At 63.5% G+C, this 25372-nt stretch carries 24 protein-coding genes; 10 read left to right on the forward strand and 14 right to left on the reverse strand.

The window, feature by feature from the left end; translation table 11 throughout:
- Positions 1-147: 147 nt before the first annotated feature.
- The 3 genes from B6V74_RS17965 to B6V74_RS17975 are packed head-to-tail and all read left to right on the forward strand — an operon-like array spanning position 148 to position 2315.
- Positions 148-834 (forward strand): TerB family tellurite resistance protein, encoded by a 687-nt coding sequence (locus B6V74_RS17965; RefSeq protein WP_075775730.1) that lies wholly within the window; start codon positions 148-150, stop codon positions 832-834.
- Positions 834-1841 carry an endonuclease/exonuclease/phosphatase family protein gene (locus tag B6V74_RS17970; RefSeq protein ID WP_075775526.1) on the forward strand — a complete coding sequence of 336 codons (1008 nt, stop codon included), beginning with the start codon at positions 834-836 and terminating at the stop codon, positions 1839-1841. The genes B6V74_RS17965 and B6V74_RS17970 overlap by 1 nt, the downstream gene beginning before the upstream one ends.
- Before the next feature lie 45 nt (positions 1842-1886).
- Positions 1887-2315: an AAA+ family ATPase gene (locus B6V74_RS17975; protein ID WP_240497144.1), complete on the forward strand. Its 429-nt coding sequence runs from the start codon at positions 1887-1889 to the stop codon at positions 2313-2315.
- On the opposite strand, the gene B6V74_RS17980 is transcribed toward B6V74_RS17975, so the two are convergent.
- The 4 genes from B6V74_RS17980 to B6V74_RS17995 are packed head-to-tail and all read right to left on the reverse strand — an operon-like array spanning position 2312 to position 7937.
- Complete coding sequence (locus tag B6V74_RS17980) at positions 2312-3862, reverse strand: Ppx/GppA family phosphatase (RefSeq protein ID WP_075775524.1); 1551 nt, start codon at positions 3860-3862, stop codon at positions 2312-2314. The two genes, B6V74_RS17975 and B6V74_RS17980, sit on opposite strands and share 4 nt — an antisense overlap.
- Positions 3863-3901: 39 nt before the next feature.
- Positions 3902-6067 carry an RNA degradosome polyphosphate kinase gene (locus B6V74_RS17985; protein ID WP_075775523.1) on the reverse strand — a complete coding sequence of 722 codons (2166 nt, stop codon included), beginning with the start codon at positions 6065-6067 and terminating at the stop codon, positions 3902-3904.
- Positions 6068-6117: 50 nt separating this feature from the next.
- A complete protein-coding gene (locus tag B6V74_RS17990; RefSeq protein WP_075775522.1) occupies positions 6118-6792 on the reverse strand; it encodes a DnaA/Hda family protein in 675 nt (224 codons plus the stop codon).
- A gap of 2 nt (positions 6793-6794) precedes the next feature.
- Positions 6795-7937 carry an AI-2E family transporter gene (locus B6V74_RS17995; RefSeq protein WP_088723596.1) on the reverse strand — a complete coding sequence of 381 codons (1143 nt, stop codon included), beginning with the start codon at positions 7935-7937 and terminating at the stop codon, positions 6795-6797.
- A 235-nt stretch (positions 7938-8172) separates the two neighbouring features.
- Here B6V74_RS17995 and proS point away from each other — a divergent pair, with 235 nt between their 5' ends.
- From proS to B6V74_RS18020, 5 genes are all read left to right on the forward strand, one after another.
- Positions 8173-9510 (forward strand): proline--tRNA ligase, encoded by a 1338-nt coding sequence (gene proS, locus B6V74_RS18000; RefSeq protein ID WP_075775521.1) that lies wholly within the window; start codon positions 8173-8175, stop codon positions 9508-9510.
- Positions 9497-10021, forward strand: a complete 525-nt coding sequence (locus B6V74_RS18005; protein ID WP_088723597.1) for a hypothetical protein — start codon at positions 9497-9499, stop codon at positions 10019-10021. Before proS ends, B6V74_RS18005 begins: the two co-directional genes overlap by 14 nt.
- A 145-nt stretch (positions 10022-10166) precedes the next feature.
- Positions 10167-11459 carry a lipoprotein-releasing ABC transporter permease subunit gene (locus B6V74_RS18010; protein WP_088723617.1) on the forward strand — a complete coding sequence of 431 codons (1293 nt, stop codon included), beginning with the start codon at positions 10167-10169 and terminating at the stop codon, positions 11457-11459.
- The gene (locus tag B6V74_RS18015) at positions 11452-12135 is read left to right on the forward strand and encodes an ABC transporter ATP-binding protein (RefSeq protein WP_075775518.1); all 684 of its coding nucleotides are present in this window, start codon (positions 11452-11454) and stop codon (positions 12133-12135) included. Before B6V74_RS18010 ends, B6V74_RS18015 begins: the two co-directional genes overlap by 8 nt.
- Positions 12132-12455: an ArsC/Spx/MgsR family protein gene (locus B6V74_RS18020; RefSeq protein ID WP_075775517.1), complete on the forward strand. Its 324-nt coding sequence runs from the start codon at positions 12132-12134 to the stop codon at positions 12453-12455. The genes B6V74_RS18015 and B6V74_RS18020 overlap by 4 nt, the downstream gene beginning before the upstream one ends.
- A 92-nt stretch (positions 12456-12547) precedes the next feature.
- Here B6V74_RS18020 and B6V74_RS18025 read toward each other — a convergent pair whose 3' ends face one another.
- The 5 genes from B6V74_RS18025 to phaC form a co-directional block, all read right to left on the reverse strand.
- A complete protein-coding gene (locus B6V74_RS18025) occupies positions 12548-12754 on the reverse strand; it encodes a cold-shock protein (protein WP_075775516.1) in 207 nt (68 codons plus the stop codon).
- Between the two features lie 228 nt (positions 12755-12982).
- Complete coding sequence (gene thrS, locus B6V74_RS18030; protein WP_075775515.1) at positions 12983-14932, reverse strand: threonine--tRNA ligase; 1950 nt, start codon at positions 14930-14932, stop codon at positions 12983-12985.
- A gap of 281 nt (positions 14933-15213) precedes the next feature.
- A complete protein-coding gene (gene phaR, locus B6V74_RS18035; RefSeq protein ID WP_075775514.1) occupies positions 15214-15762 on the reverse strand; it encodes a polyhydroxyalkanoate synthesis repressor PhaR in 549 nt (182 codons plus the stop codon).
- Between the two features lie 150 nt (positions 15763-15912).
- On the reverse strand, positions 15913-16362 hold the full coding sequence (locus B6V74_RS18040) for a phasin, PhaP (RefSeq protein WP_075775513.1): 450 nt from the start codon (positions 16360-16362) through the stop codon (positions 15913-15915).
- 143 nt (positions 16363-16505) lie between these two features.
- Positions 16506-18299: a class I poly(R)-hydroxyalkanoic acid synthase gene (phaC, locus tag B6V74_RS18045; RefSeq protein ID WP_075775512.1), complete on the reverse strand. Its 1794-nt coding sequence runs from the start codon at positions 18297-18299 to the stop codon at positions 16506-16508.
- Between the two features lie 110 nt (positions 18300-18409).
- On the opposite strand from phaC, the gene phaZ reads away from it, so the two are divergent.
- Together phaZ and B6V74_RS18055 are read left to right on the forward strand one after the other, a co-directional pair.
- A complete protein-coding gene (phaZ, locus tag B6V74_RS18050) occupies positions 18410-19720 on the forward strand; it encodes a polyhydroxyalkanoate depolymerase (RefSeq protein ID WP_075775511.1) in 1311 nt (436 codons plus the stop codon).
- Positions 19721-19814: 94 nt separating this feature from the next.
- Positions 19815-20462: a hypothetical protein gene (locus tag B6V74_RS18055; RefSeq protein WP_146694580.1), complete on the forward strand. Its 648-nt coding sequence runs from the start codon at positions 19815-19817 to the stop codon at positions 20460-20462.
- A gap of 97 nt (positions 20463-20559) precedes the next feature.
- Here B6V74_RS18055 and B6V74_RS18060 read toward each other — a convergent pair whose 3' ends face one another.
- The 5 genes from B6V74_RS18060 to B6V74_RS18080 all read right to left on the reverse strand — a co-directional run bounded on the left by B6V74_RS18060 (position 20560) and on the right by B6V74_RS18080 (position 25316).
- The gene (locus B6V74_RS18060) at positions 20560-21270 is read right to left on the reverse strand and encodes an alpha/beta hydrolase (RefSeq protein ID WP_075775509.1); all 711 of its coding nucleotides are present in this window, start codon (positions 21268-21270) and stop codon (positions 20560-20562) included.
- A gap of 97 nt (positions 21271-21367) precedes the next feature.
- Positions 21368-22111 (reverse strand): alpha/beta hydrolase, encoded by a 744-nt coding sequence (locus tag B6V74_RS18065; RefSeq protein ID WP_088723599.1) that lies wholly within the window; start codon positions 22109-22111, stop codon positions 21368-21370.
- Positions 22112-22183: 72 nt separating this feature from the next.
- Positions 22184-23155 (reverse strand): DUF808 domain-containing protein, encoded by a 972-nt coding sequence (locus tag B6V74_RS18070; protein WP_088723600.1) that lies wholly within the window; start codon positions 23153-23155, stop codon positions 22184-22186.
- Positions 23156-23298: 143 nt separating this feature from the next.
- Complete coding sequence (gene gatB / locus B6V74_RS18075; protein WP_088723601.1) at positions 23299-24816, reverse strand: Asp-tRNA(Asn)/Glu-tRNA(Gln) amidotransferase subunit GatB; 1518 nt, start codon at positions 24814-24816, stop codon at positions 23299-23301.
- 86 nt (positions 24817-24902) lie between these two features.
- Positions 24903-25316: a hypothetical protein gene (locus B6V74_RS18080; protein ID WP_075775505.1), complete on the reverse strand. Its 414-nt coding sequence runs from the start codon at positions 25314-25316 to the stop codon at positions 24903-24905.
- Between the last annotated feature and the right edge of the window lie 56 nt (positions 25317-25372).

The following is a 25372-nucleotide window of genomic DNA, read 5'->3' on the forward strand; positions in this document are numbered from 1 at the left end:
TTCGACCTTGATCGGTCTCAAGCGGCGCGCGGGGGAACTCTGCGCGCCGCCGTTCATTCAAAATATTACAACGATTTAATCACAGGCCGGATTTGCGCGGGTGCATTTCCGCCGCAGCGCGGCTAAACTTGAACCATGGACAGGCCCATTTCTCTCTGGTCGCGCATCGCGCAAGCACTCTCCGCTCTCGGGCGGGGCGAGGCGTTGTCGACCGTTTTCGACAATCTGCGCCAGCCGCCGGAGCGTTCTGTCGCCTTCACCATCGCGGTGATCGCACTCGGTGCGAAGATGGCAAAGGCGGATGGGCAGGTGACTCGCGACGAGGTCGCGGCGTTCCGGCGCATCTTCCAGATCCCGCCGGAAGAGGAAGCCAATGCTGCGCGCGTCTTCAACATGGCGCGCACCGATGTGGCGGGTTTCGACGCCTATGCCCGCAAGATCGCCAACATGTTTGGTCCCGGCGCGGACGTTCTGAAAGACGTGCTCGAAGGGCTGTTCTTCATCGCGCTGGCCGATGGCGATTACCACGAGGGCGAGGATGCCTTCCTGCTGGAAGTCGCGCGGATCTTCGGGCTGGAGGAATGCTGTTTCCGTGCGATGCGTTCCGCCTTCGTGGAGGATGCCGATCCCGATCCGTGGTCGGTGCTCGAGGTCGAACCGGGCACGCCGCTGCCCGAGGTGCGCAAGGTCTGGCGCAACAAGGTGCGCGAGGCCCATCCCGACCGGGCGATTGCGCGTGGCCTGCCGGAAGAGGCGGTGCAGCTGTCGCAGGCGCGGGTGATCGCGCTCAACAAGGCCTGGGAGGAAATCCGCGCCAGCCATGCGGACGCCTGATGCGGATCGCCACTTGGAATATCGAGTGGTTCAACAGCCTTTTCGATCGCAACGGGGCGCTTCTCGACGATGATCAGTGGTCGGCGCGCTACAATGTGACGCGCAGCCAGCAGACCGGGGCGATCGCGATAGTGATGAGCGCGCTGGAGGCCGATGTGCTTCTGGTGGTCGAGGCGCCCGACGACAACCACCGCCACAAGACGGTCGATATGCTCGAAGCCTTTGCGGAGCGCTTCGGGCTGCGTCAGCGGCGCGCGCTTCTTGGCTTTTCCAACGACACACAGCAGGAACTGGCGTTGCTCTACGACCCCGATGTCGTGACGGCGCGGCATGATCCGCAAAGCTCGGAGGCGTGGCCGCGTTTCGACGGCAGTCTCCGGATCGACCTCGATATCGATGCGCGGATGGATACGGTCACCTTTTCCAAGCCGCCCCTGGAAGTCGTTCTGGGGACGCGGTCCGGGGAGGTGATGCGGATGATCGGCGTGCATGTGAAGTCGAAAGCTCCGCATGGCGCGACGAGCCTGGAGACGGCGACCCGCATGGCGATCGAGAACCGGCGCAAGCAGCTGGCACAGTCGATCTGGATCCGGGGCCGCGTGGAGGAGCATCTGGCGGCGGGCGACAGCCTGATCGTGCTCGGCGATTTCAACGACGGTCCGGGGCTCGACGAGTACGAGAAGCTGTTCGGGCGCTCGGGCGTCGAGATCGTCGCGGGCGAGGGTGGGCCCGACGCGGTGCGCCTGCGCGACCCGCATGCGCGGCTGTCGAAAGCCCATCATACGGCCGCCGCGCCCAGTTCCGCGCGGTTCTATCTCGTGGATCAGAAGCAGTATTTCTCGGCCATGCTGGATTACGTGATGCTCTCACCCGATCTGGCGGCGCGGGCGACGGCGTGGAGAATCTGGCACCCGTTCGACGATCCGCATATCTACCGCGTGCCCGAGCTGCGCGAGGCGCTGTTGCAGGCCTCCGATCATTTTCCCGTCTCGGTCGATATCGACTGAGCGAGGGGCGTGATTTTCGTCCCGCTTCCGCGTAGGATCGGAGCCATGAAACAGCCGCTCGTCATCGCTCTCTCGTTCGCCCTTCTGGCCACGCCCGTCTCCGCGCAGGATGAAGGGGCCGACGCTGGCGGCGATGTCGATCGCGGATTCTCCTTGTTGCAGGAAGGGGCGCAGACGCTGTTTCGCGGGCTGATGGGAGAGATGAAGCCGCAGCTCGACGAAATGCAGAAAGGCTTGGGGGAGGCCGCGGCCCAGTTGGGGCCGAAGCTGCGCCAGTTCCTCGCGCTGGTCGACGATATGGCGAATTACGGCGCGCCCGAGCGGCTGCCCAATGGCGATATCATCATGCGGCGCGACCCGGATGCACCGCCGCCGCCGCCCCTGATGACCGAGCCGCCGGAGGATGCGCCGCAAAAAGACGACCCGGAGCAAGGCGGGCCGATTGAGATCCCGGAGGGCGGGATCGAGCTTTAATCCGTGATGATCGGATCGGCCTTCAGCGCGCCCGCGAGCGAGCGGAAGCGCGACTCGGCGACCTCGCCCATGAGCGCTTTGCCGCGCTTGGTCAGCTTCAGCTCCAAAACGCCCTTCTTGGCGGAATATTTCAACTCGCCCGCATCGGCGGGGCTGTGGGTCGCGAACATCGCGCCGAAGCGCATCGCCTTGCCCAGAACTTCCGCCTCCTGGATCTGCTCTTCGGTCAGCAGCGGCAGGAACGGCTCCAGCCGCGAGCCGTTGCGCGAGTTCTTGTAGCGGTGCAGGAGCGCCACGCCGAGCCAGATCCGCTCGGGGTGGGACATGGCTGAATAGTTCGCTCGGGTGACGTTCTCGAAACAGGCCTCGGCGCGGTAATCGGGATGGGTGCGCCACGTCGTGTCATGCAGCAGGCAGGCCGCGCGCACGAGGCGGAATTTCTCGGGTGGGAGCGGCCCGAAGATCGGCTCGATGAAGGCGTGGAGCTTCTTGCCGAAGCCGGGCATCCGGCTCATCACGCGCTCGGTATGGCGCGCGGCCTCCACCAGCGGATCGCGGCGGCGCAGGCGTTCGGGCATCTGCTCGTAAAGCAGCCCTTCGCGGATCCCGTAGGCGGAGACGTCGATCTCCTTGGGCTGGAAGGTCGCGATCAACTCGCGCAGCACCTGGCTCGCGAGCGGGACCAGTTCCATCCGCGCGGCGGAGGTGCCGGTATTGGCGCGCAGCTTCTCGAGGTCGGACTTGCCGATCCAGTCGATCGTCTCGCCCAGCTCGTCGGGCTTCATCCGGTATTCGTGCATCACCAGCAGCGGATAGTCGCGCCGTTCCATGTCGAGACGCGCGATGGCGCGCCACGAGCCGCCGACGAGGTAGATGCGTTCATGCTCGGTCCCGACCTTCTCGGCCAACTCCTGCATCGTCGCCTGAATATGCGCGGTGATGGCCTTCTTGCCGCCCGCGATCTGCTGCAGGCGGAAGGGGCCGAGCTGCGAGGTCGCGCGTCGCCAGACCTTGCCGCCGCGAATCTCGGCCAATTCCATCGAGTTGCCACCGATATCGCAGACGAGGCCTTCGGCCTCGGGCCAGCCAAGTAGCACCCCTTGCGCGGAGAGGCGCGCCTCTTCGAGCCCGTCGACGATATGGACCTTGAGGCCGGTCTCTTTCTCGATCTTGCGGTGAAACTCGGGGCCGTCCTCGGCGTCGCGCATCGCGGCGGTCGCGACGCAGGTGAGCGGGCCGATCTCCATCCCTTCGGCGAGCGCGGCAAAGCGTTTGAGCGCGATCAGGCCGCGCTCGCGCCCCTCGGGGTTCAGCTGGCCAGTCTCTGCGAGACCTTGACCGAGACCCGCCATGACCTTCTCGTTGAAGAAATAGGCCGGGCTGCGCGCCGCGCCGTCGAACACCACCATCCGGATCGAGTTCGAGCCGATATCGACGACGCCGACGCGCGAGAGCGCGCGCACGGACGGATCGTCGAAGAGAGGTTGGCCGAACGGGTCCCAATCGTCGCTGTCATCGAGTGCCGGCGCCGCTTTGTCTTTGCTCATGTGCCCGTCCGTTCGAGTCGTTCGACCCCAAAGCTAGGGCTAGTCGAAGCTATGGGCAAGTTCGGGAACATCGCTTGCCCCAGCGGAACCGCGGCCAGAGAGCGAGGGGTATTCCATGAAGAACCGGTGGCAGGAGAACAGGTCCTCGCGGTCGTCGGGCAGGTGGCGGATGAACTTGCCGTCGGGCTGCAAAATCCAGCTTTGCGCCTCGTCGGCCATGTTCGCCGCCATGATCTGGCTGACGATCTGCGCCTTCACCGTGGGGTTCTTGGCCTCGACCAGCGTCTCCACCCGGCGGTTGAGGTTGCGCCCCATCCAGTCGGCGGAGGAGAAGAACACGCGCGCGTCGTTCGACGGCAGGGCATGGCCATTACCGAAGCACACGATGCGCGAGTGTTCGAGGAACCGCCCGACGATGGATTTCACGCGGATATTCTCGGACAGGCCCTTGATGCCGGGGCGGATGCCGCAGATGCCGCGGATCACGAGAGAGATTTTCACCCCCGCCTGCGAGGCCTTGTAGAGCGCGTCGATCACGTCGGATTCGATCAGCGAATTCATCTTCGCCCAGATCGCGGCGGGTTTTCCCGCCTTGGCGTGTTCGATCTCGCGGTCGATCAACTGCAGCAGGCGCGGCTTCAGCGTGATTGGCGAGATCGCGATGTTTTCGAGACCCTCGGGCTGCACATAGCCCGAGAGGTAGTTGAAGACCTTGGTCGCATCGCGCCCGAGCGCGGCATCGCAGGTAAAGAAGCTCAGATCGGTGTAAATCTTCGCCGTGATCGGGTGGTAGTTGCCGGTGCCGTAATGCGTATAGGTCACGAGATGGTCGCCCTCGCGGCGCACCACGGTCGAGATCTTGGCGTGGGTCTTGTAGTTGATGAACCCGTAGACGACATGGGCGCCTGCGCGCTCCAGCCGCCGCGACTGGCGGATATTGGCGGCCTCGTCGAAGCGGGCCTTCAACTCCACGAGCGCGGTCACGGATTTGCCATTCTCCGCCGCCTCGCAGAGCGACGACACGACGGGGCTGTCTTTCGACGTCCGATAGAGCGTCTGCTTGATCGCCAGCACGTTGGGATCGTTTGCCGCCTGATCGATGAAGCGCACCACCAGATCGAAGGTCTCGTAGGGATGGTGCAGAAGGATATCCTTCTGCTTGATCGCGGCGAACATGTCGCCTTCGTGGTCCTGCACGCGTTCGGGCACGCGCGGCATGAAGGGCGGCCAGAGCAGATCGGGGCGCTCGCCGAGGATCAGTTCCTTCACATCGGCGATGCCCACTAGGCCCTTTTCCTCGACCACCTCTTCGGGATCGACATGCAACTCGCGCATCACCAGCGCCTGCAGGTCTTCCGGCGCGCCCGGCGAGACCGACATGCGGATGACCTGACCGCGGCGGCGGCGCTTCAGCGCGGTCTCGAACTCGCGCACGAGGTCTTCGGCCTCGTCCTCGACTTCCAGATCGCTGTCTCGCAGCACCCGGAACGAGCACGAGCCCACATCCTTGTAGCCCGGGAAGAGCGAGCTCAGATGCAGCATCAGAAGCTGCTCGAGCGGCAGGAACCGCGCCTCGCCCGGCAGGCGCACGAAGCGGTCGATCTGGGCCGGGATCGGCAGCAGCGCCTGCAACCGGCGCTGGTCGCTTTCGCGCTCCAGTTCCAGCGCGAGGCAGAAGCCGGTATTCGGGATGAAAGGGAAAGGGTGGGCCGGGTCGATCGCCAGCGGCGAGAGCACCGGGAAGACGTTGTTGAGGAAGTGATCCGACAGGAAGTCGAGATCACGCTTGGTCAGACGCGAGCGGGTGACGACATGGATGCCCTCGTGATCCATCTCGCGCTTGAGCGCTGACCACGTCGCCTGCTGCGTGTCCATCAACCGCCGCGCGTTGGCGTTGATCTTCTCCAGCTGCTCGGCGGGGGTGAGCCCGTCATCGGAGGGGTTCACGTTGCTCTCGCGCACAAGCTCCATCAGGCCCGCGACGCGCACGGTGTAGAATTCGTCGAGGTTGGTGGCCGAGATCGACAGGAAACGCACGCGCTCCAGCAGCGGCACGCGCGGGTTGCGCGCCTCTTCCAGAACCCGCCAGTTGAACGCCAGCCAGCTCAGTTCCCGGTTGAAGAAACGACCGGGGCCGCTGATCTCCGCCTCGGGCAGCGTGATCGGCGTGGGGAAGGGGGTCTTGAGGAAATCTGCTTGGGTCATGGCGCGCTTATCGTTGGATTTTGTAATGGCTCCATGACAGTTTGCGCGGCTCAATCGAGACTGTCCAGAACCTCGGCGGCTAGTCTTTGCGTGATCGCGCGGCGCTGTGCGAGTGCCTGCCGATCGAGCGCCGCGACCAGTTTGCGCGCGGTCGCGAGAGAGCGGTCCATCCGCGTCACCAGCCAGCCGATCAGGTTCGGGGGCACGGTCAGTTGCCGGTCGGAGAACAGCTTCACCAGAACGGCCGCCAGCAGCGCGTCATCGGGCGGCGTGATGCGCACCGTCGCCGTCGCTTCCATCCGGCTGATCAGGTCGGGCAGGCTCAATCCCCAGTCGCGGGGCGGTGTGCGCGCGGTCAGAAGAAGCCGCCCGCCTTCGGCCTGCATCAGGTTGTGCAGGTGAAAGAGCGCGCGTTGCCCCGCCTCGTCGGCGCCGAGCGTTTCGGCCCGTTCGATCACGGCGGCGCCCTTGGCGACCAGCGCGGGGGCCATATCTTCGGTGAGATTACGGGCGGGCAGAATCTCCGCGCCCTGTTCGTCGGCCCAGATCGTCGCGAGATGCGTCTTGCCCGCGCCCTCCGGCCCGATCAGGATCATCCGGCCCAGCGGCCATGTTTCGGGCGCGTCGAGGGTCGTCACGGCCAGCGCATTGGCTGGGGAGATGAAGAAGTCTTCACGCCCCTGCGCGGAACGCAGGTGAAGCGGGAAGGTCAACTGCTCGGCCATTCTCAGTTCTCGTGTTCGGTCGTCTCGGTCGCGCCCGTCACTTCCCCGGTCTCCTCGTTGATCAGGGAGATCGGCGGATGGGCTGTTGGCTCGCGCTCCGTTTGCCCTCGGTAAAGCGCCCCTTGCAGATATTGGTCGATGAAGAAGCGCGCAACCACTCCGATCACCGCAGCGACGGGAACGGCGACCAACATGCCCACAAAACCGAACAAAGTGCCGAAAGCGGACAGCGCGAAGATCAGCCAGAGCGGATGCAGCCCGACCGAATCGCCCACGAGTTTGGGAGTGACGAAATTGCCTTCGAGAAACTGGCCGAGCACGAAGATGCCTGCCACGATGCCGATATTGAACCACTCGCCCCAGAACTGGAACAGCGCGAGGCCGATGGCGAGCGTTCCGCCGATGATCGCGCCGATATAGGGGATGAAGGTCAGCGCGCCGGCGACCGACCCCACCAGCAGCCCGAAATCGAGCCCCGCCGCCATCAGCGCGATCGCGTAGAAGCCGCCGAGCACGAGGCAGACCGTGACCTGGCCGCGCACGAAGCCCGAAAGCACCCGGTCGATGTCGCGCGCGATGGTGCGGATCGTCTGGACGTGATCGCGCGGCAGCCAGCCATCGATCTTGGCCACCATCCGGTCCCAGTCGAGCAGCATGTAGAAGGCCACGACCGGCACCACGACGATGAAGACGACGACGTTGACCAGCGTCATCGCCGAACTCAGCAGGGTCGCCGCCAGCTCGCCGCCCCGCGCCTTGATTGCGCCGCCGAGGCTGTTGAGCGTGTCGTTCACGACCGAGTTCTGCAGGAGGTTGGGGAACCGCTCGTTCAGGAAGGCCTGCAACGACGACAGAAGATCGGGCGCCAGCGCAACCAGCTGCGCCAGCTGACGCGCCAGCATCGGCACCACGGCCAGTGCAAGGATCACGAAGATCAGCACCGTCACCAGCCCGATGATCGCGGTGGAGGCCGCGCGGCTCAGGCCAAGCTTCTCCAGCCGGTCGGCCAGCGGGTCGAGGAAATAAGCGATCGCGCCGCCCATGATGAACGGCAGGATGACATTTCCCAGCCACCACAGCGACAGGACCAGCACCAAGGCGGCGACGGACCAATAGGTGACTTGCTGGCGGGCAGGCAGGGCCATGCGTGGTCCTTCTCGGCGATGCGTTCGCTCTAACGTGGCGAAATGCGGTGGGAAATCAAGGCTTGGGCGCGCGTGCCCCTTCCTCTTGGCGGAAATATCCCGGGGGAGGCGCGGATGCGCCAGGGGCGGAGCCCCTCATATGCGACACCCGCGTCCGACGCCACCATCTTGCCCAACGCCCCCGTTTCCTCTAGGCCAAACGCAACGTCTGACACCAACCCTCGAAGGACCGCTCATGCGCCTGTCCCGCTATTTTCTTCCCGTTCTCAAGGAAACCCCCGCCGAGGCGCAGATCGCCTCGCATCGGCTGATGCTGCGTGCGGGTATGATCAAGCAGCAGCAGGCCGGGATCTATTCCTGGCTGCCGATGGGCTTCAAGGTGCTGCGCCGGATCGAGCAGATCGTGCACGAAGAGCAGGCGCGCGCCGGCCACCTCGCAATCCAGATGCCGACGCTGCAATCGGCCGATCTGTGGCGCGAGTCGGGCCGTTATGACGGCTATGGCGAAGAGATGCTGCGGATCACCGACCGGCAGGGCCGCGATATGCTTTACTCGCCCACCGCCGAGGAGATGGTGACCGACATCTTCCGCGCCCATGTCTCTAGCTACAAGCAGCTGCCGCTGACGCTCTATCAGATCCAGTGGAAATTCCGCGACGAGATCCGCCCGCGCTTCGGCGTGATGCGCGGCCGCGAATTCCTGATGAAGGACGGCTACAACTTCGATCTGTCGAAGGAAGACGCGCTGCACGCCTATAACCGCCACCTCGTCAGCTACCTGCGCACCTATGAGCGCATGGGCCTGCAGGCGATCCCGATGCGCGCCGATAGCGGCCCGATCGGCGGCGATTACACCCATGAATTCCTCGTGCTGGCCGAAACGGGCGAGTCGGAGGTGTTCTACGACAGCGAGATCACCGATCTGACCTTCGGCGACCGCGAAATCGATTATGACGACGTGGCGCAGTGCCAGGGCGTGCTGGAGGAATTCACCTCGCGCTATGCCCGCACCGACGAGACCCATGACGAGGCGGTCTTCAACGAGGTCCCCGAAGAGCGTCGCCGCGTCGCGCGCGGGATCGAGGTCGGCCAGATCTTCTATTTCGGCACGCAATATTCCGAGGCATTGGGCGCAACCGTTCAGACCCCGGATGGCGCGAAGGTGCCGGTCCATATGGGCTCGCACGGGATCGGCGTGAGCCGTCTCGTCGGCGCGCTGATCGAGGCGAACCACGACGACAAGGGCATCATCTGGCCCGAGGGCGTGACGCCGTTCCATGTTGGCATCGTCAACCTCAAGCAGGGCGATGTCAGCTGCGACAGCGCCTGCGAGGCGCTCTACCGCGCGTTCCTCGACCACGGGCTCGACCCGCTCTATGACGACCGCGAAGAGCGCGCGGGCGCGAAATTCGCCACCATGGACCTGATCGGCCTGCCGTGGCGCATTACCGTCGGTCCGCGCGGGATCGCGGCCAACAAGGTTGAACTGACCTGCCGCCGCACCGGCGAGAGCGAGGAGATGCCGGCTGAAGAGGCGGTCGAGAAGATCGTGGGCATCTATGAAGGGCTTTGATCTGATCCTTGCCGCCAGCGCGGTCGCGGCGGGCTTGCTCGCCGGGCCCGCTCTGGCCGAAGGCAAGGGGCAGGGCGCCGACCAAGGTCTTGTGCCGTGGTCGAGCGATTCGCTCGGTATTTCGGCCAGGGTGCCGAAGGGCTGGACGTCGGACGAGATGCCGGGCGGCGGCATCCTGTTCTCCGCGCCCGATATCGACCCGCACAAGACCGCCCATGTCGCGCTGCGTGCCCATGCCGATGCGGGCGCGGACCTTACGGCCGCGCATGAACAACTCCTGCACACGATCCTGCTCGATGGCGATACGGTGCTGTCGGACGAGATGACCGAAGACGGGTTTGCGATCCGCTCCAAGGACGTGTTCGGCAAGGTGACGCTGCGCAAGACGCAGCGGCTCGAGTGCGCGGGCGAGGCGGTGCTTGCCTCGGTGCAGACGGATTACCCCGCCGATCTGGCCGAGGCGATGGCACCGCTTCTGGCGGATGTGCCCGGCACGCTGGGCTGCAAATAGGGGGCTCTGCCCCCGCCCGTTCCGGGCGCCCCCGGGATATTTCGACCAAGCCGAAGAGGCGCGCTCTCGCCGCTATGACCGGGCGCAGGCTTGACCTTTCGACCCCGCCGCGCCAGCTTGCGCCGAATTTTCGTGGATGGAGCCGATGGCCGCACGCACTGCCCCGTTTTCCCGTTTCGAGTTCATGATCGCATGGCGCTACCTGCGCGCGCGCCGCGCCGAAGGCGGCGTCTCGGTCATGACATGGATTTCCCTGATCGGCATCGCGCTTGGCGTGGCCGCCCTGATCGCGACCTTGGCCGTGCGCGCGGGCTTTCGCGCCGAGTTCGTCTCGACCATCGTCGGTTCGAATCCGCAGATCACCGTCTATTCCGCACCGATGGAAGTGGCGGAGGGCTCGGGCGTCTATTCCAAGCTGATCCGCGACTATGCCGAGCGCACCGATCGGATCAAGGCGATCCCGGGCGTGGTGAGCGCCGCGCCGGCGGTGCGCGGTCAGGCGATGGTCAGCTTCGGCGATCGTTCCAACGTGGCGGATGTCTACGGTCTGGCGCTGTCGGATCTGAAGAACATCCCCAATATCGCGCATTCCGAAGATGCGCAGGGCGATATCTACAATTACGGTGAAGGCATCGCGATCGGCATCGGCATGGCGCGCGATCTGGGCGTGACGGTGGGCGACACGGTCAAGGTGATTTCGCCCAATGGGGCGAAGACTCCGTCGGGCACAAGCCCGCGCGTGAACGCCTACAAGGTCTCCTACGTTTTCTCGGCCGGGCGTTACGACATCGACCAGACGCGGCTTTATATGCCCTTCAAGGAGGCGCAGAGCTTCTTCAACCGCGAGGGCGGGGTCGATGAGATCGACGTTGACGTGGCCGATCCCGAGCGCATCGCCGAATGGGAGCCCGCGATCATGGATGCGAGCGGCAAGGGCACGCTTTTGTGGACATGGAAGGACGCATCGTCGAGCTTCCTGCGCGCGCTGACGGTCGAAGACAACGTAATGTTCATCATCCTCTCGATCCTCGTGCTGATCGCGTCGATGAACATCACGTCGGGACTGATCATGTTGGTGAAGAACAAGGGCCGCGACATCGGTATCCTGCGCACGATGGGGCTTAGCGAGGGTTCGATCCTGCGGGTCTTCTTCCTTTGCGGCGCGTTCACCGGGGTGATCGGGACGCTCGCGGGGCTGGCGATCGGGGTGCTGTTCTCGGTGAATATCGACCACGTCATGGGCTTCGTGAACTGGCTAAATGGCGGCGATGCATGGGATCCGTCGATCCGCGGCATCTACCATCTGCCCGCGAAATTGCAGCCCTGGGACGTGACCAAGGCGGTGACGCTGTCGCTGGCGCTGAGCTTCATCGTGACCATCTTCCCGGCGCGCCGTGCCGCGCGCATGAACCCGGTGGAGGCGCTGCGCTATGAATGACGTGCTGATCTGCGAACAGTTGGAAAAGTGCTACAACCGGGGCAAGCCTAACGAGATCACGGTGCTCAAAGGTCTGGATCTGACCATTCCGAAAGGGCAGGTCGTGGCGCTGGTCGCGCCTTCGGGGGCGGGCAAGTCGACGCTTCTGCATATCGCGGGGCTGCTGGACACGCCCGATTCCGGTCGGGTGTTGATCGATGGCGAGGATCTGACCGGCGCGCGCGACGGCAAACGCACTGCGGCGCGGCGCGAGAAGCTGGGCTTCGTCTACCAGTTTCACCACCTGCTTCCGGAGTTCTCGGCGGTGGAGAATATCGTGCTGCCGCAGCTGGCCAATGGCGTCAGCCGCAAGGCCGCGGAAGAGCGGGCGAAGGACCTCTTGAGCCGCGTCGGTATGGCGGGCCGGATGGATCACCGCCCCTCGGCGCTATCGGGTGGCGAGCAGCAACGTGTGGCGTTCTGCAGGGCGCTCGCGAACGGGCCGAGCCTGTTGCTGGCCGACGAGCCTACCGGCAACCTCGACCCGACCACCTCGGACACGGTGTTCGACGTGCTGATGGGGCTGGTGCGCGAGACGGGCCTGTCGGCGCTGATCGCGACGCATAACATGGAGCTCGCCGCCAAGATGGACCGCGTGTTGCACCTGGAGAACGGCGCGCTGGAGGAGGGGATATGATCGTTTATGGGATTTCGACCTGCGACACGGTGCGCAAGGCGCGCAAGGCCTTGGAAGCGGCCGGGCGCGACGTGGAGTTCCGCGATGTGCGGGCAGAGCCTTTGACGGCGGCTGAGGTCGCAGAATTCGAAAGCGCGTTCGGCGACAAGATCGTCAACCGTGCATCGACGACGTGGCGCAATCTGCCCGAGAGTGAGCGCGAAAAGCCTGTCGCCGTTCTGCTGGGCGAACATCCCGCGCTGATGAAGCGCCCGGTGATCCGCGAGGGCGACAAGCTGACGCTGGGCTGGGCGAAGGCCACACAGGCCGAATGGCTCTGACTGCGCCCTTGCGCACTTATCGCTGACATAAGAAAAACGGCGCGCACCCCGTGATGCGCGCCGTTCCAAATCCTTGCCGTCCGATCGCCCGATCAGAGTAGGACCAGATCCGATGCCGAGGAGCGGCCGTCGCGACCCGACTGCAGCTCATATTGGATCTTCTGATTGTCATCGAGCCCCTTGAGACCCGCACGTTCGACAGCAGAGATGTGCACGAACACGTCCTTGCCGCCTTCGTCAGGCGCGATGAAGCCATAACCCTTGGTGGAATTGAACCATTTCACGGTGCCAGTGGCCATTACCGTCTTCTCCTTCGTAGTCTCCCGGCGCGATATTGCGTCCGGGCCGTGCAGCCAGTCTCTTTCGGGTCTTCCGGCTGCCTTTTTCAGAAGCGAGGCGGTAGGAAAGTCTGTAACACACGCGTATTCAAGTCTCTCCGAGAATTGCGAAAATGCAATGACATTCCATGAGGGGCGTAAGCCCCTCACAGGTCTGTGAAAATTCGAGATAGGCCGTTGAATTGGCGATTATTCGCGCAAATCGGGCGGCGTCGATTCGGTGATCAGCTGTGCCACGATCTCGTCGATCGCCACCGTGGAGGTGCGGGTATCGCCGAGCTTGCGGACCGAAACCGTGCGCTCCTCGACCTCTTTCATCCCGATCGCGAAGATATAGGGAACCTTGCCGAGCGAGTGCTCGCGGACCTTGTAGTTGATCTTCTCGTTGCGGGTGTCGGCCTCGGCGCGGATACCGGCGGCGCGCAGCTTCGAGGTCACTTCCAGCACGTAATCGTCGGCGTCGGATACGATCGACGCGACGACCACCTGACGCGGCGCGAGCCAGAGCGGCATCTTGCCGGCGAAGTTCTCGATCAGCATGCCGATGAAACGCTCGAACGAGCCCAGCACCGCGCGGTGCAGCATCACGGGGCGGTGGCGCTCGCCATCCGAGCCCACGAATTCCGCGTCCAGCCGCTCGGGCAGGTTGGTGTCGACCTGCAGCGTGCCGCATTGCCAGTCGCGCCCGATCGCGTCGGTCAGCACGAATTCCAGTTTCGGACCGTAGAACGCGCCTTCGCCTTCGAAGATCTCGTAGTCGTAACCGGCGGCCTTACAGGCGTTGCCGAGCGCGGCTTCGGTGTAATCCCAGCTCTCATCGCTGCCGATGCGCTTTTCGGGGCGCGTCGACAGCTTGATGCGCCAGTCGGTGAAGCCGAGATCGTCGTAGATCCCCGAGAGGAACTTGATGAATTTCTCGGTTTCCGCCTCGATCTGATCTTCGGTGCAGAAAATATGTGCGTCATCCTGCGTGAAACCGCGCACGCGCATGATGCCGTGCAGCGCGCCGGACGGTTCGTAGCGCGCGCAGGAGCCGAATTCGGCCATGCGCAGCGGCAGGTCGCGATAGGATTTGACGCCCTGATTGAAAATCTGGACGTGGCACGGGCAGTTCATCGGCTTGAGCGCGTTGACCGTCTTTTCGCGTGCATGATCCTCGTCGACTTCGACGATGAACATGTTCTCCTGATAATTCTCCCAGTGGCCCGAGGCTTCCCAGAGCCTGCGGTTCACCACCTGCGGCGTGTTCACCTCGACATAGCCGTCATCGCGCTGCTTGCGGCGCATATAGTCCTGCAGCGCGGTGTAGATCGTCCAGCCGTTCGGGTGCCAGAAGATCTGGCCCGGTGCCTCTTCCTGCATGTGGAACAGGTCCATCTCGCGGCCGAGCTTGCGGTGGTCGCGCTTGGCGGCCTCCTCCATCATCGTGACCCAGGCGTTTAGGTCCTTCTTGGTCTTGAAGGCCACGCCGTAGATGCGCTGCAGCATCGGGCGGCTCGAGTCACCCAGCCAATAGGCGCCGGCCACATGGGTCAGCTTGAACGCATCCGCCGGAACCTGACCTGTATGCTGCAGGTGCGGACCACGGCAGAGATCCTGCCAGTTGCCGTGCCAATACATCCGGATGTCCTCGCCTTGCGGAATCCGGTTGATCAGTTCGACCTTGTAGGGCTCGTTCGTCGCCAGATAATGGTCGATCGCGTGTTTGCGGCTCCAGACCTCGGTCTTGATGGCGTCGCGCGCGTTGATGATCTCGCGCATCTTCTTTTCGATCGCGCCGAGGTCTTCGGGCGTGAAGGGCTCTTCGCGGTCGAAATCGTAGAACCAGCCATTGTCGCGGACCGGGCCGATCGTGACCTTCACACCGGGATAGAGCTCCTGCACGGCGCGGGCCATGATATGGGCGAGGTCGTGGCGGATCAGCTCCAGCGCGGGGCCGTCATCCTGCATCGTGTTGATGGCGATCTGCGCGTCTTCCTGGATCGGCCATTGCAGATCCCAATGCGCGCCATTGACCTGTGCGGAGATCGCTTTCTTCGCCAGCGAAGGTGCGATGGAGGCGGCCACTTCGGCCGGCGTCACGCCTGCGTCGTAGTCGCGCGAATTGCCATCGGGAAAGGTGAGGGAGATCTGGGACATGTCGTCCTCCTCGTCGGTTTGGCGCCCACGGAACGCCCGGTTGCGGGATATATGGTTCCAGAGCCTTTTGCGCGGGCAGGGCGCGGCTGTCAATGGGGAGGGGGTGGGGGAGACGTCGCAGGGGGGTCTGACCCCGCCCTGCGAGCCCCGGGGATATTGCGACCAAGGCGAGGACCAGAGGCGGCTGCCCCTTCGTGTTGGCGAAAATATCCCGGGGGTGAGGCGCGACGCGCCGAGGGGGCAGCGCCCCCTTGCGCCGGATAGGAAAAAGGCGCCTCTCCTTACATCTTGTTGAGCTTGCTCTGCAGATCGGCGAGCTGTTTCTTGATCGCGTCCAGCTCGCCGCGATCGTCGCCACCGTCCGGCGCGGGGCCGGACGAGCCGGCGGTTCCCCAGCCCGCCATCATGTTCTGCAAGAAGGCCTGTTGCTGCGCCTGCAGCGCCTCGAAACCCGGCATCGAGCTCATCGGATTCGGCATCTTGTTCATGTTCTCGAGCATCTGCGAGTGCCCCTCGCGCAGCATCTCGAAAGACGCGGCGAGGAATTGCGGCACCACCGATTGCGCGGCGCCGGTATAGGAGCGCACCAGATCGGTCAGAACATCGACGGGCAGAACGTTCTCGCCGCGGCTCTCGTGCTCGGCCACGATCTGCAGCAGATATTGCCGTGTCAGGTCGTCGCCCGATTTCAGATCGACGATCTGCACCTCGCGCCCCTCGCGGATGAATTTCGCGATGTCTTCGAGCGTCACGTAATCGCTGGTCTCGGTATTATAGAGACGGCGGCTGGCGTAACGCTTGATCAGCAAGGGCTTTTCGTCTGCGGCCATGTGATGCGATCCTCCCCGGATTATGCGTGTGCAGCGATTGTGAGACGCCGCGCTGCCAAAATCAACAAAAGAAAAAGGGCGCGCCGCGAAGGCGCGCCCGAGATACGCAGGGCCGGCTGGGAGGAGGAGGCCGGTGCCCGCGTTGAGGTCTTATTTCGCAGCCGTTGCGGCTTTCTTCGACGCAGCGGTCATGTCGGCGGTCGCCTTCTTGACGGTGGCGGACGCTTCTTCCGACATGTCCTTGCCAGCGGCCATCATCAGCTCGACGGTGTCCATCTGAACCTTTTTCGCGATTTCAGCGAAGGCAGCCATGTTCTCGGCAGCCATCTCGGCGGAAGCCGACGCGAAGTCGCTCATCGCCTTGGCGTAATCGGCGGGCTCTTCCTTGGTCTTGGTCAGGTCGCCCATCTTGTCGAGGGTGCCCTTGGTCCATTTGGTCGAGATTTCGGTCGACTTGCCGGCAGCTTCAAGCGCCACTTTCGACATCTTCTCGCCGAGGGCAGCTTGCGATTTGAACGCATCCTGGAATTTCGAGGTGTCGACGGGGAAGGACGCCATCATGTCCTGCATGATCTTGGTGTAGTCTTGGGTCTTGGCCATGTGAGTGCTCCGTTGGGTTGGGGCCCGTGGTCTGGAACGTTGGCGGGGCCCTTTGGGTTACGCAACGTATATACATGCTGCGGCGCAGCATTTCAAGAGAAGAATTGCTGCGCCGCAGAAAATTCACAACCCAAGCGGGAAGGTTATATCTTTACCATCTCTTTGACGTAAGTGCCGGGCGCGTCTGCCAAAATCGGGTGATCGGCATCGCCGGGCTGGCGTGCGGGCACCATCGCACCGGACTTCTTGGCCAGCCATTCGCCCCAGCGCGGCCACCAGCTTCCCTCGTGAAACTCGGCTTGCGCTTTCCACTCGTTGGGATTCGCGACCGGCGCCTCGGAGGTGTAGTGGCCGTATTTCTTCTTGCTGGGCGGATTGACGATTCCGGCGATGTGGCCCGATTGCGACAGGATGAAGCTCTTGTCCTTCGAACCCATCTTCGCGACCCCGTTGAACGAGGCGACCCAGGGCGCGATGTGGTCGGTCTCGCAGGCGATCGCCATCAACGGCACGTTGACGTCGGAGACCTTGACCGTCTCGCCCAGCACCTCGAAGCCTTCGCGCGCGAAGCGGTCCTTCTGGCAAAGGCCGCGAAGATATTCGACCGCCATCTTGCCCGGCAGGTTCGTCGAGTCGCCGTTCCAGAACAGCAGATCGAAAGCGGGCGGGGATTCCCCCATCATGTAGCTGCGGATCGCAGGCCGATAGATCAGGTCGTTCGAGCGCAGGTAGGAGAAGGTGCGCGACATGAAATAGCTGTCGAGCACGCCGTCGGCCTTGCACTGCCGCTCGATCCCGTCGACGAAATCGTCCTGCAGGAAGACCGCGAATTCGCCCTGATCCGAGAAATCGGTGAGCGTGGTGAAGAAGGTGGCCGAGTTGATCGACTTGTCCTTGCGCTTGTTCAGCAGGCCCAGCGTCAGCGACAGCGTGGTACCCGCGATGCAATAGCCGACCGCGTTGACCTTCTTCTCGCCGGTGATCTTCTTCACCTCGTCGATCGCGGTGAGGTAGCCCTCCTGCACGTAGTCATCCATGCCGACATCGGCATAGCTCTTGTCGGGGTTCTTCCAGCTGACCACGAAGAGGGTGAAGCCCTGATCGACGATCCAGCGGATCAGCGAGTTCTGCGGCTTCAGGTCCATGATGTAGAAGCGGTTGATCCAGGGCGGGAAGATCAGAAGCGGCGTCTTGTGTACCTTCTCGGTGGTCGGCGTATACTGGATCAGTTCGAACAGACGGTTGCGGTAGATCACCGAACCCTCGGCGGTGCCGATATTCTCGCCCACGGTGAAGGCGTCCTTGTCGGCCAGCGTCACGAGCAGGTCGCCGCGGTTCGCCTCGATGTCGCGCACGAGGTTCTCGAGCCCTTTCACGAGGCTCTCGCCCTCGGTCTCGATCGCCTTTTCCAGCGCATCAGGGTTGGTCGCGAGGAAGTTGGTCGGCGCCATCAGGTCGATGATCTGGCGCGAGAAATACTGGAGCCGCTGACGGTCCACCGGATCCAGGTCTTCGAGCTTGTCGACCGTCTCGCGCACGCCCTGCGCCGCGATCTGATATTGTTGTTTGATATAGTTGAAATAGGGATGGCTATCCCAGAGCGGGTTGGCAAAACGCGGGTCGGAAGGGCCCGTGTCCTCGGGCGGGCGGAACGCGCCCTTGGCGAGCGCCTCCTGCGCTTCGAGGTAATGCTTCATCGCCTGACCCCAGTAATTCACCTGGGCTTCGAGGATCTTTGACGGTTTCTCCAGCCATTCGTTCATCATGGCCGCGGAGGAGGAGAAATAGAGATCGGCGCCGGGGCCTTCGAGGGCGGGATTCACGGGGCGCTTCTGAGCGATCGCATCGACCATCCGCTCTGTCAGTTCCTCGATGCGGGCGAGGTTCTCCTGCATCTTCTGCGATGCAGCAATTTTGTCCGTCTCCTCGGTTGTCATGAACGATAATCCTCCCTATCCTCTGAACCAGCATAATATCGCCGCAGTCTTGGGGTAAAGCGGCGTTTCCGTTGCCGAGTGTGCGCGTGGCCGGCCCCGAGGAGTTGCATATGAAAACGATCATGTCCTACGACCTGATGGAAACCTTCAGGAACACGAACGAGTGGATGGGCGCCTCGGCGCGCGCCATGGCGTCCTACCCGGTCTGGGGCCTCGCCCCGCATCCGATGTTCAAGATCATGTCGGCCTGGGGCCGGGTGACGGAACGCTCTTTCGCGCGGATGGTGATCAAGCCCGATTGGGGCATCCATTCGATCGCCGCCGAGGACGGGCGCGATCACCTCGTCGAGGTCGAAACGGTGCTCAACAAGCCCTTCGGCAGCCTCGTGCATTTCAACGTCCACGGCCGCGAGCCGATGGAGCGGCGCATCCTTCTGGTGGCGCCGATGTCGGGCCATTACGCTACGCTGCTGCGCTCCACCGTGGCCTCGCTGCTGCCCGACGCCGATGTCTGGGTGACCGATTGGCATAATGCGCGCGATATCCCCGTCTCCGAAGGCAAGTTCGATATCGAGGACTATACACTCTACCTTGTCGATTTCATGAAAGAGATGGGTCCTGATACCAACGTGATCGCGGTGTGTCAGCCGGCGCCGCTCGCGCTGGCCGCGACCGCCTATCTCGCCGCCGAGGATCCGGCCGCGCAGCCGCGCACGCTGACCCTGATCGGCGGGCCGATCGATCCCGACGCCGCCGCCACCGAAGTGACCGATTTCGGCCGTCGCGTCACGATGGGCCAGCTCGAGCAGATGGTGATTCAGCGCGTGGGCTTCAAATACAAGGGCGCGGGGCGCCTGGTCTATCCGGGCCTGATGCAGCTCGCCTCCTTCATCTCGATGAACATGGACAAGCACGCGCAGGCCTTCCAGGACAAGATCTGGAAAGAGGCCTCTGGCGAAGGATCGGAGCACGACAAGCATTACCGCTTCTACGACGAATACCTTGCCGTGATGGACATGACTGCCGAGTTCTACCTCTCGACGGTTGAGCGTATCTTCAAGGGCCTCGAGATCGCCAAGAACCGCTTCGAGGTCGGCGGCAAGATGGTCGATATCTCGAAGATCACCAAGGTCGCGGTGAAGACCGTTGAGGGCGAGAAGGACGACATCTCTGCCCCCGGCCAATGCGTCGCCGCGCTCGGCCTTTGCTCCGGCGTGCCGGATTCGATGAAGCAACAGCACCTCGAGCCCGGCGCGGGCCATTACGGCATCTTCGCAGGCTCGCACTGGCGCAACAACATCCGCCCGCTCGTGCTCGATTTCATCGACGAGAACGCCGACAACCCGGCACCCGGGAAGGGCAAGCCCGCGACGGTCACCCCGATCCGGAAAAAGAAGGTGAAGACGGCCGAGGCTGGGTGAGTTTGATCGCCGTTTGGAATTGAAAACGCCGCTCCGAGGGGGCGGCGTTTTTTGTATAATGCCGATCGCGGCGATTGGCCGTTTCGAGCCCAAGTTGACCGATTATGATTTGTGGATGAAGGTCTCCTTCTCGAGAGTTCGGATCGATGAAATGCGCAAAAATTTTCTTGTGCCAAAGCGCTTTGCTACGTTTCTGGTGGCGTTTTCTTTTTGGGGCAGTTCAGGCGATGCACAAGGCTTGTTGCACGACTTCGCAAGCCTTTTCGAACGCTGTCGCGTGTCTATCGAAATGAACTCGGAGTTTAACCGCGAGGGGCTGGAAGAGAAGAGCGTCGCAGAGCGCCATGCGCGGGATTGGGGAATGCATTCTAACCAGAGGGCGTGGATGCGCCCGGGTTCAGAGCTTTATGTAGTGCTTACCGGATGGAGTTCTCGAGAAGGCACCACCCGGCATTTGTGCGAAGTTAGATTGGCCGATGAAGGGCGTGCCTTGGATGCGGTGGAGCAAGCGCTGCTGCTGCGTCACTTTCTGATCGAACAAGTCGGGTTGATCGGTGCAGGAACTCACGAAATTGACAAGAAACTGTCTCCGATCCCGCCTCTGGTGAGTGAAGCGTTTTTGCTTTCTGAAAGAAATCCAAATGGCTGCCGAGTGAGCAGCAATCTCTCCTTCTCACCCGATGGAACATTCTTTTCAGCAGGGACCGGCGAACAGGCAATTAGTTCGTGCAGGGCCGAATAGATTCCAAGACTTTGGAAAAATCTGCGTGAAAAATCAGAAGCAGGCATTCGGCTTAGAACCTCGAATGGCAAGTTTGTCCGCAAAGCAGCCCTTTCCGTCACGCCAACAATAACGGCGCCTCCAGCCAGTCGCGCAGGTTCTGGGTGATCTTCTCGGGTTGTTCCAGCGGGCTCAGGTGGCCCGCGCCGAGGATCAGGCGGAACTCGGCGTGGGGCATCAGCTCGGCGAGGAATTCGTGCCGGCGGGGCGGGCAGATCTTGTCGTATTCGCCGCACATCAGCAGCGCGCGGGTTTTCGTGGCGCGCAGCGTGCGTTGCAGGTCGGGGCGGCGCATCAGGGCGCGGGACTGCGCCTCGAACGTGTTGGCGCCCAAGCCTGCCGCCATCTCCAGCAGCATCGCCTGAATTTCAGCGCGGCCGGGATCGGGGGCTAGGCTGTCGGCGGGGATTTCCTCCAGCATCATCTCGTCGAGCCGCCCGGTGAGCGCCTTCACGATCCGGGTTTCGCGCGCGGCGGCGATCTGCGGCATCTCGGGCAGGGGGGAGACGTCGAGTAATGCGACCTGGGTCACCCGGTCGGGCGCGCGGCGCAGGATCTCGATCGCGACGACCGCGCCCAGCCAATGCCCGACCAGCGCGAACTGGGGCGGCGCCTCGTCCAAAACCGCCTGTGCCATCTCCTCGATCGTCGTGCCGCGCAGCCGCGCCACCATCACCGAACGCTCGGAAGACAGCTCTTGCAGCGGGTGCCAGAACAGCCGCGCGTCGCACATGAAACCGGGAAGAAAGACCAGCGGATCGCTTGGCATCGCTCGAAACCTCAATCGCGGCGCGTTTTCGCGCTTCTCGCGTCGAGTGTGCCGCAAGGGCCGAGGTCAAGCAAATCGAAATGCCGCAAGCAGCGGATCACAGCCGGGCCAGCACCTCCGCCAGCGCGGTCTCGATCAGCGCGAGGCAATCCGGATCCGAGAAGCGGTGATCGGCGCCTTTGACCAAGGTCAGGCGCATGTCCGCGCCCTCGGCATGCTCCAGCAGCCGAATCGCGGTCTCGGTGCTCACGGCCTCGTCGGCGGTGCCTTGCAGGAAGCGTGTGGGGAAGGGCAGCCCCAGCGGGCTGCGCAGCACCAATCGCTCGCGACCCTCGTTGATGAGGCGGCGGGTGATGACATAGGGCTCGCCGTAATCCGACGGGACCGCGATGGAGCCTTCGCTTTCCAGCTTGTGCCGGGTTTCCTTGTCGAAGCTCGCCCAATAGCCGTCCTCGGTGAAATCGGGGGCCGCGGCGATGGTGACGAGGCCCGCGACTTTCTCGGGGTGTTCGCGCGACATCAGGAGCGAGATCCAGCCGCCCATCGAGGAGCCCACGAGGATCTGCGGGCCTTCGGTCTTGGCCATGATCACGTCGCGCGCATCCTCAAACCAGTCGCCGATCGCGCCGTCCTCGAATGCGCCGTCCGAGACGCCGTGGCCGGAATAGTCGAAGCGCAGGAAGGCGCGGCCCTCGCGCTTTGCCCAGTCTTCCAGCGCCAGCGCCTTCGTGCCTTCCATGTCGGATTTGAACCCGCCGAGGAAAACTACGCCCGGCCCTTTGCCCGGCGTCAGGTTATAGGCGATGCGGCGGCCTTCTTGGGTCTCGAAATACTCGGTCATCTGCGGTTCCTGCGATCTGTTCGCGCCCAGCCTATAGGGCGGCGCGGATGGCCTCAACCTGTCCGCTTGCGCTCAGTGAGCGGGTTTTTCCTTGCCGGTCACGGCGCGGTAGATCGGCTGGATGATCCGGGTGACGACCGGGATCAGGACCAGCCCGTAGATCAGTCCGAAGACACCGTCGAAGAACGCGGTGACGGCCCAGCTGACGACGCCTTCCGCCGTGCCTGCCGCATGGGCGGCGGCTTCGGCCTGATGGTGAATCCAGTCGTAGGGCGCGTGCCAACCAAGCTCCGCCAGCCCGTGCAACACGATATTGCCGCCGACCCAGATCATCGCGGCGGTGCCGACGATCATCAGCAACTGCATCAATCTGGGCATCACATGCACGATGCCGCGCCCGAACGTACGCGTCGGCCCGAGCTTGCCGTTCTCGGCCAGCCATAGCCCCGCGTCGTCGGCTTTCACGATCAATGCGACCGAGCCATAGACCACCACCGTCACGCCGATCCCGATGATGGCGAGCGCGATAGCCTCCATCCAGATCGGCTGGCCCGAGGGCAGGGCGGCGAGGCCGATGGTCATGATCTCGGCGGAGAGGATGAAATCGGTCTTCACTGCGGATTTCACCCGTTTTTCCTCGAGATGGTCGGCGGTCTCCGCCGCGACATGGCCCTCGGCATCGGGCTCATGCGGTTTGAACAGGTGATAGACCTTCTCCGCGCCTTCGAAACACAGGTACGACCCGCCGAGCATCAGCAAGGGCGTGATCAGCCACGGCGCGAAGGCAGAGAGCAGCAGTGCCGCAGGCAGCAGGAATACCAGCTTGTTCCTGATCGAGCCGAGCGCGATCTTCCCCACGATCGGCAATTCGCGGGCGGGCTTGAAGCCGTGGACATATTTCGGGGTCACCGCCGCATCGTCGATCAGCGCGCCAGCCGCCTTCGAGCCCGCCTTGGCCGCCTGACCTGCCGCATCGTCGATCGAGGTCGCCGCCACCTTGGCGATCCCCGCCACGTCATCGAGAAGCGCCAGCAGTCCGCTCATGGATCGGTCCTTTCCGTGTCACGCCCTCGTGAACCTACGGGGCGCGACCCCAAGCCACAAGCCGCAAAGCTGTTCCCGAAAACCGTCGGCGTGAAATGAAAAAAGGCGCCCGAAGGCGCCTCGTTTCGGATCTTCAGGATGGCTTAAAGACCCAGCTTCTGCGCCACGATCTGGTTCACCGCCTTCGGGTTGGCCTTGCCGTCCGAAGCCTTGATCACCTGACCGACGAACCAGCCGGCGAGCTTCGGGTTGGCCTTCGCCTTCTCGACCTGCTCAGGGTTCGCGGCGATCACTTCATCCACGGCGGCCTCGATGGCGCCGGTATCGGTGACCTGGATCATGCCGCGCTCTTCCACGATCTTCTCGGGGTCGCCGCCTTCGGTGTAGACGATCTCGAAGAGGTCCTTCGCGATCTTGCCCGAAATCTTGTCGGACTTGATCAGCCGGATGATCGCGCCAAGCTGCGCGGCATCGACCGGGCTCGAGGTGATGTCGTGGTCTTCCTTCTTCAGGCGACCGAACAGCTCGTTGATGACCCAGTTCGCGGCAAGCTTGCCGTCACCGGCCTCGGCCACCACGGCCTCGAAGTAATCCGCGTTCTCGACCTCTGCGGTCAGCACCGAGGCATCGTATTCCGACAGTCCCAGCTCCTTGACGAAACGCGCTTTCTTCGCGTCCGGCAGTTCGGGCATCGAGGCGCCGATATCGTCGACCCAGGCCTGCTCGATTTCCAGCGGCAGCAGGTCGGGGCAGGGGAAGTAGCGGTAATCATGCGCTTCTTCCTTCGACCGCATCGAGCGCGTCTCGCCCTTGTCGGGATCGTAAAGGCGGGTTTCCTGCACCACTTCGCCGCCGTCTTCGACGATGGCGATCTGGCGACGGGCCTCGTATTCGATGGCCTGCTGAATGAAGCGCATCGAGTTCATGTTCTTGATCTCGCAGCGCGTGCCGAGATGGCTGAAATCCTGCGTTTCCTGATATTTCTCGTAAGCGCCCGGCTTGCAGATCGAGACGTTGACGTCGGCGCGCAGGTTGCCGTTCTGCATGTTGCCGTCGCAGGTGCCCAGGTAGCGCAGGATCTGACGCAGCTTGCCGACATAGGCCGCAGCCTCTTCCGGGCCGCGGATGTCGGGGCGCGAGACGATCTCCATCAGCGCGACGCCGGTACGGTTGAGGTCCACGAAGGACATATGCGGGTCCATGTCGTGGATCGACTTGCCCGCATCCTGCTCGAGGTGGATACGCTCGATCCGGACCTTGCGCGCGACGCCCGGACCCATATCGACGATGATTTCGCCCTCGCCCACGATGGGGTGGTAGAGCTGCGAAATCTGGTAGCCCTGCGGCAGGTCGGGGTAGAAATAGTTCTTCCGGTCGAAGGCCGAGCGCAGGTTGATGTCGGCCTTGAGGCCGAGGCCCGTGCGCACGGCCTGCGCCACGCAGAACTCGTTGATCACCGGCAGCATCCCCGGCATCGCCGCGTCGACGAAGGCCACGTTCGAGTTCGGCTCTGCGCCGAACTTGGTCGAGGCGCCCGAGAACAGCTTGGCTTTCGAGGCCACCTGCGCGTGGACTTCAAGCCCGATCACCAGCTCCCAATCCGATTTGGCACCGGCAATGACCTTGGGTTCGGGGGCTTGGAATTCGAGATGGTCGAGCATGTCCACATCCTGTCAGTAAAGGCTTGGGCAAGCTTCTAGGACAGGGCAGGGGCGGGGGCAAGAGGGCGACCGCCCCGCAGCGGACATCAGACCAGCGGCACCCCGTAGGATTCGAAAATCGCGCTGAGCCGGTCGAGCGGCGGCGTCGCCTCGCGCGGCAGGTAGGCGCGGCGACCGTCGCGCAGCGTGACCATGCATTCGTCGCCTGCGAGCTTGCGCCGTCGCAGCCGCGCCGAGTCGATCTGTGCGAGCGGGAACGTGCCCAGTTGCCGCCCGTTGCGGTAGACTTCCATTCGCGCAGGCGTGATCCGCAGCAGCCCCGAGCGATTGCGCATCAGCTTGTACAAAGTGAGGGCGAGATAGATCCACGCGGCGACATGAATCCATGTCGTCGCGGTCAGTTTCATTGCGCCGTAGAGCAGCGCCATCCCGAAGGCGAGCGCAAGATACCCTCCCGCCCGGCGGGCCTGGTGTCGGTATTCAAATTCATTGTCGTCCATGGTCGAGCCTGTTCGCGAAACTGCCCAACGCCCGCAAGTCGCGAGCGTCCGCCTTT

Source organism: Thioclava sp. F42-5, from assembly GCF_002213195.1.
In the GTDB taxonomy this organism is placed as follows: Bacteria; Pseudomonadota; Alphaproteobacteria; order Rhodobacterales; family Rhodobacteraceae; genus Thioclava; species Thioclava nitratireducens.

Bases quoted from the DNA above. Each gene is read 5' to 3' on its own strand.
- B6V74_RS17970 (WP_075775526.1), top strand. From the start codon at position 834: ATGCGGATCGCCACTTGGAATATCGAGTGGTTCAACAGCCTTTTCGAT.
- B6V74_RS17975 (WP_240497144.1), top strand. From the start codon at position 1,887: ATGAAACAGCCGCTCGTCATCGCTCTCTCGTTCGCCCTTCTGGCCACG.
- B6V74_RS17980 (WP_075775524.1), bottom strand. From the start codon at position 3,862: ATGAGCAAAGACAAAGCGGCGCCGGCACTCGATGACAGCGACGATTGG.
- B6V74_RS17985 (WP_075775523.1), bottom strand. From the start codon at position 6,067: ATGACCCAAGCAGATTTCCTCAAGACCCCCTTCCCCACGCCGATCACG.
- B6V74_RS17990 (WP_075775522.1), bottom strand. From the start codon at position 6,792: ATGGCCGAGCAGTTGACCTTCCCGCTTCACCTGCGTTCCGCGCAGGGG.
- B6V74_RS17995 (WP_088723596.1), bottom strand. From the start codon at position 7,937: ATGGCCCTGCCTGCCCGCCAGCAAGTCACCTATTGGTCCGTCGCCGCC.
- proS (WP_075775521.1), top strand. From the start codon at position 8,173: ATGCGCCTGTCCCGCTATTTTCTTCCCGTTCTCAAGGAAACCCCCGCC.
- B6V74_RS18005 (WP_088723597.1), top strand. From the start codon at position 9,497: ATGAAGGGCTTTGATCTGATCCTTGCCGCCAGCGCGGTCGCGGCGGGC.
- B6V74_RS18010 (WP_088723617.1), top strand. From the start codon at position 10,167: ATGGCCGCACGCACTGCCCCGTTTTCCCGTTTCGAGTTCATGATCGCA.
- B6V74_RS18015 (WP_075775518.1), top strand. From the start codon at position 11,452: ATGAATGACGTGCTGATCTGCGAACAGTTGGAAAAGTGCTACAACCGG.
- B6V74_RS18020 (WP_075775517.1), top strand. From the start codon at position 12,132: ATGATCGTTTATGGGATTTCGACCTGCGACACGGTGCGCAAGGCGCGC.
- B6V74_RS18025 (WP_075775516.1), bottom strand. From the start codon at position 12,754: ATGGCCACTGGCACCGTGAAATGGTTCAATTCCACCAAGGGTTATGGC.
- thrS (WP_075775515.1), bottom strand. From the start codon at position 14,932: ATGTCCCAGATCTCCCTCACCTTTCCCGATGGCAATTCGCGCGACTAC.
- phaR (WP_075775514.1), bottom strand. From the start codon at position 15,762: ATGGCCGCAGACGAAAAGCCCTTGCTGATCAAGCGTTACGCCAGCCGC.
- B6V74_RS18040 (WP_075775513.1), bottom strand. From the start codon at position 16,362: ATGGCCAAGACCCAAGACTACACCAAGATCATGCAGGACATGATGGCG.
- phaC (WP_075775512.1), bottom strand. From the start codon at position 18,299: ATGACAACCGAGGAGACGGACAAAATTGCTGCATCGCAGAAGATGCAG.
- phaZ (WP_075775511.1), top strand. From the start codon at position 18,410: ATGAAAACGATCATGTCCTACGACCTGATGGAAACCTTCAGGAACACG.
- B6V74_RS18060 (WP_075775509.1), bottom strand. From the start codon at position 21,270: ATGCCAAGCGATCCGCTGGTCTTTCTTCCCGGTTTCATGTGCGACGCG.
- B6V74_RS18065 (WP_088723599.1), bottom strand. From the start codon at position 22,111: ATGACCGAGTATTTCGAGACCCAAGAAGGCCGCCGCATCGCCTATAAC.
- B6V74_RS18070 (WP_088723600.1), bottom strand. From the start codon at position 23,155: ATGAGCGGACTGCTGGCGCTTCTCGATGACGTGGCGGGGATCGCCAAG.
- gatB (WP_088723601.1), bottom strand. From the start codon at position 24,816: ATGCTCGACCATCTCGAATTCCAAGCCCCCGAACCCAAGGTCATTGCC.
- B6V74_RS18080 (WP_075775505.1), bottom strand. From the start codon at position 25,316: ATGGACGACAATGAATTTGAATACCGACACCAGGCCCGCCGGGCGGGA.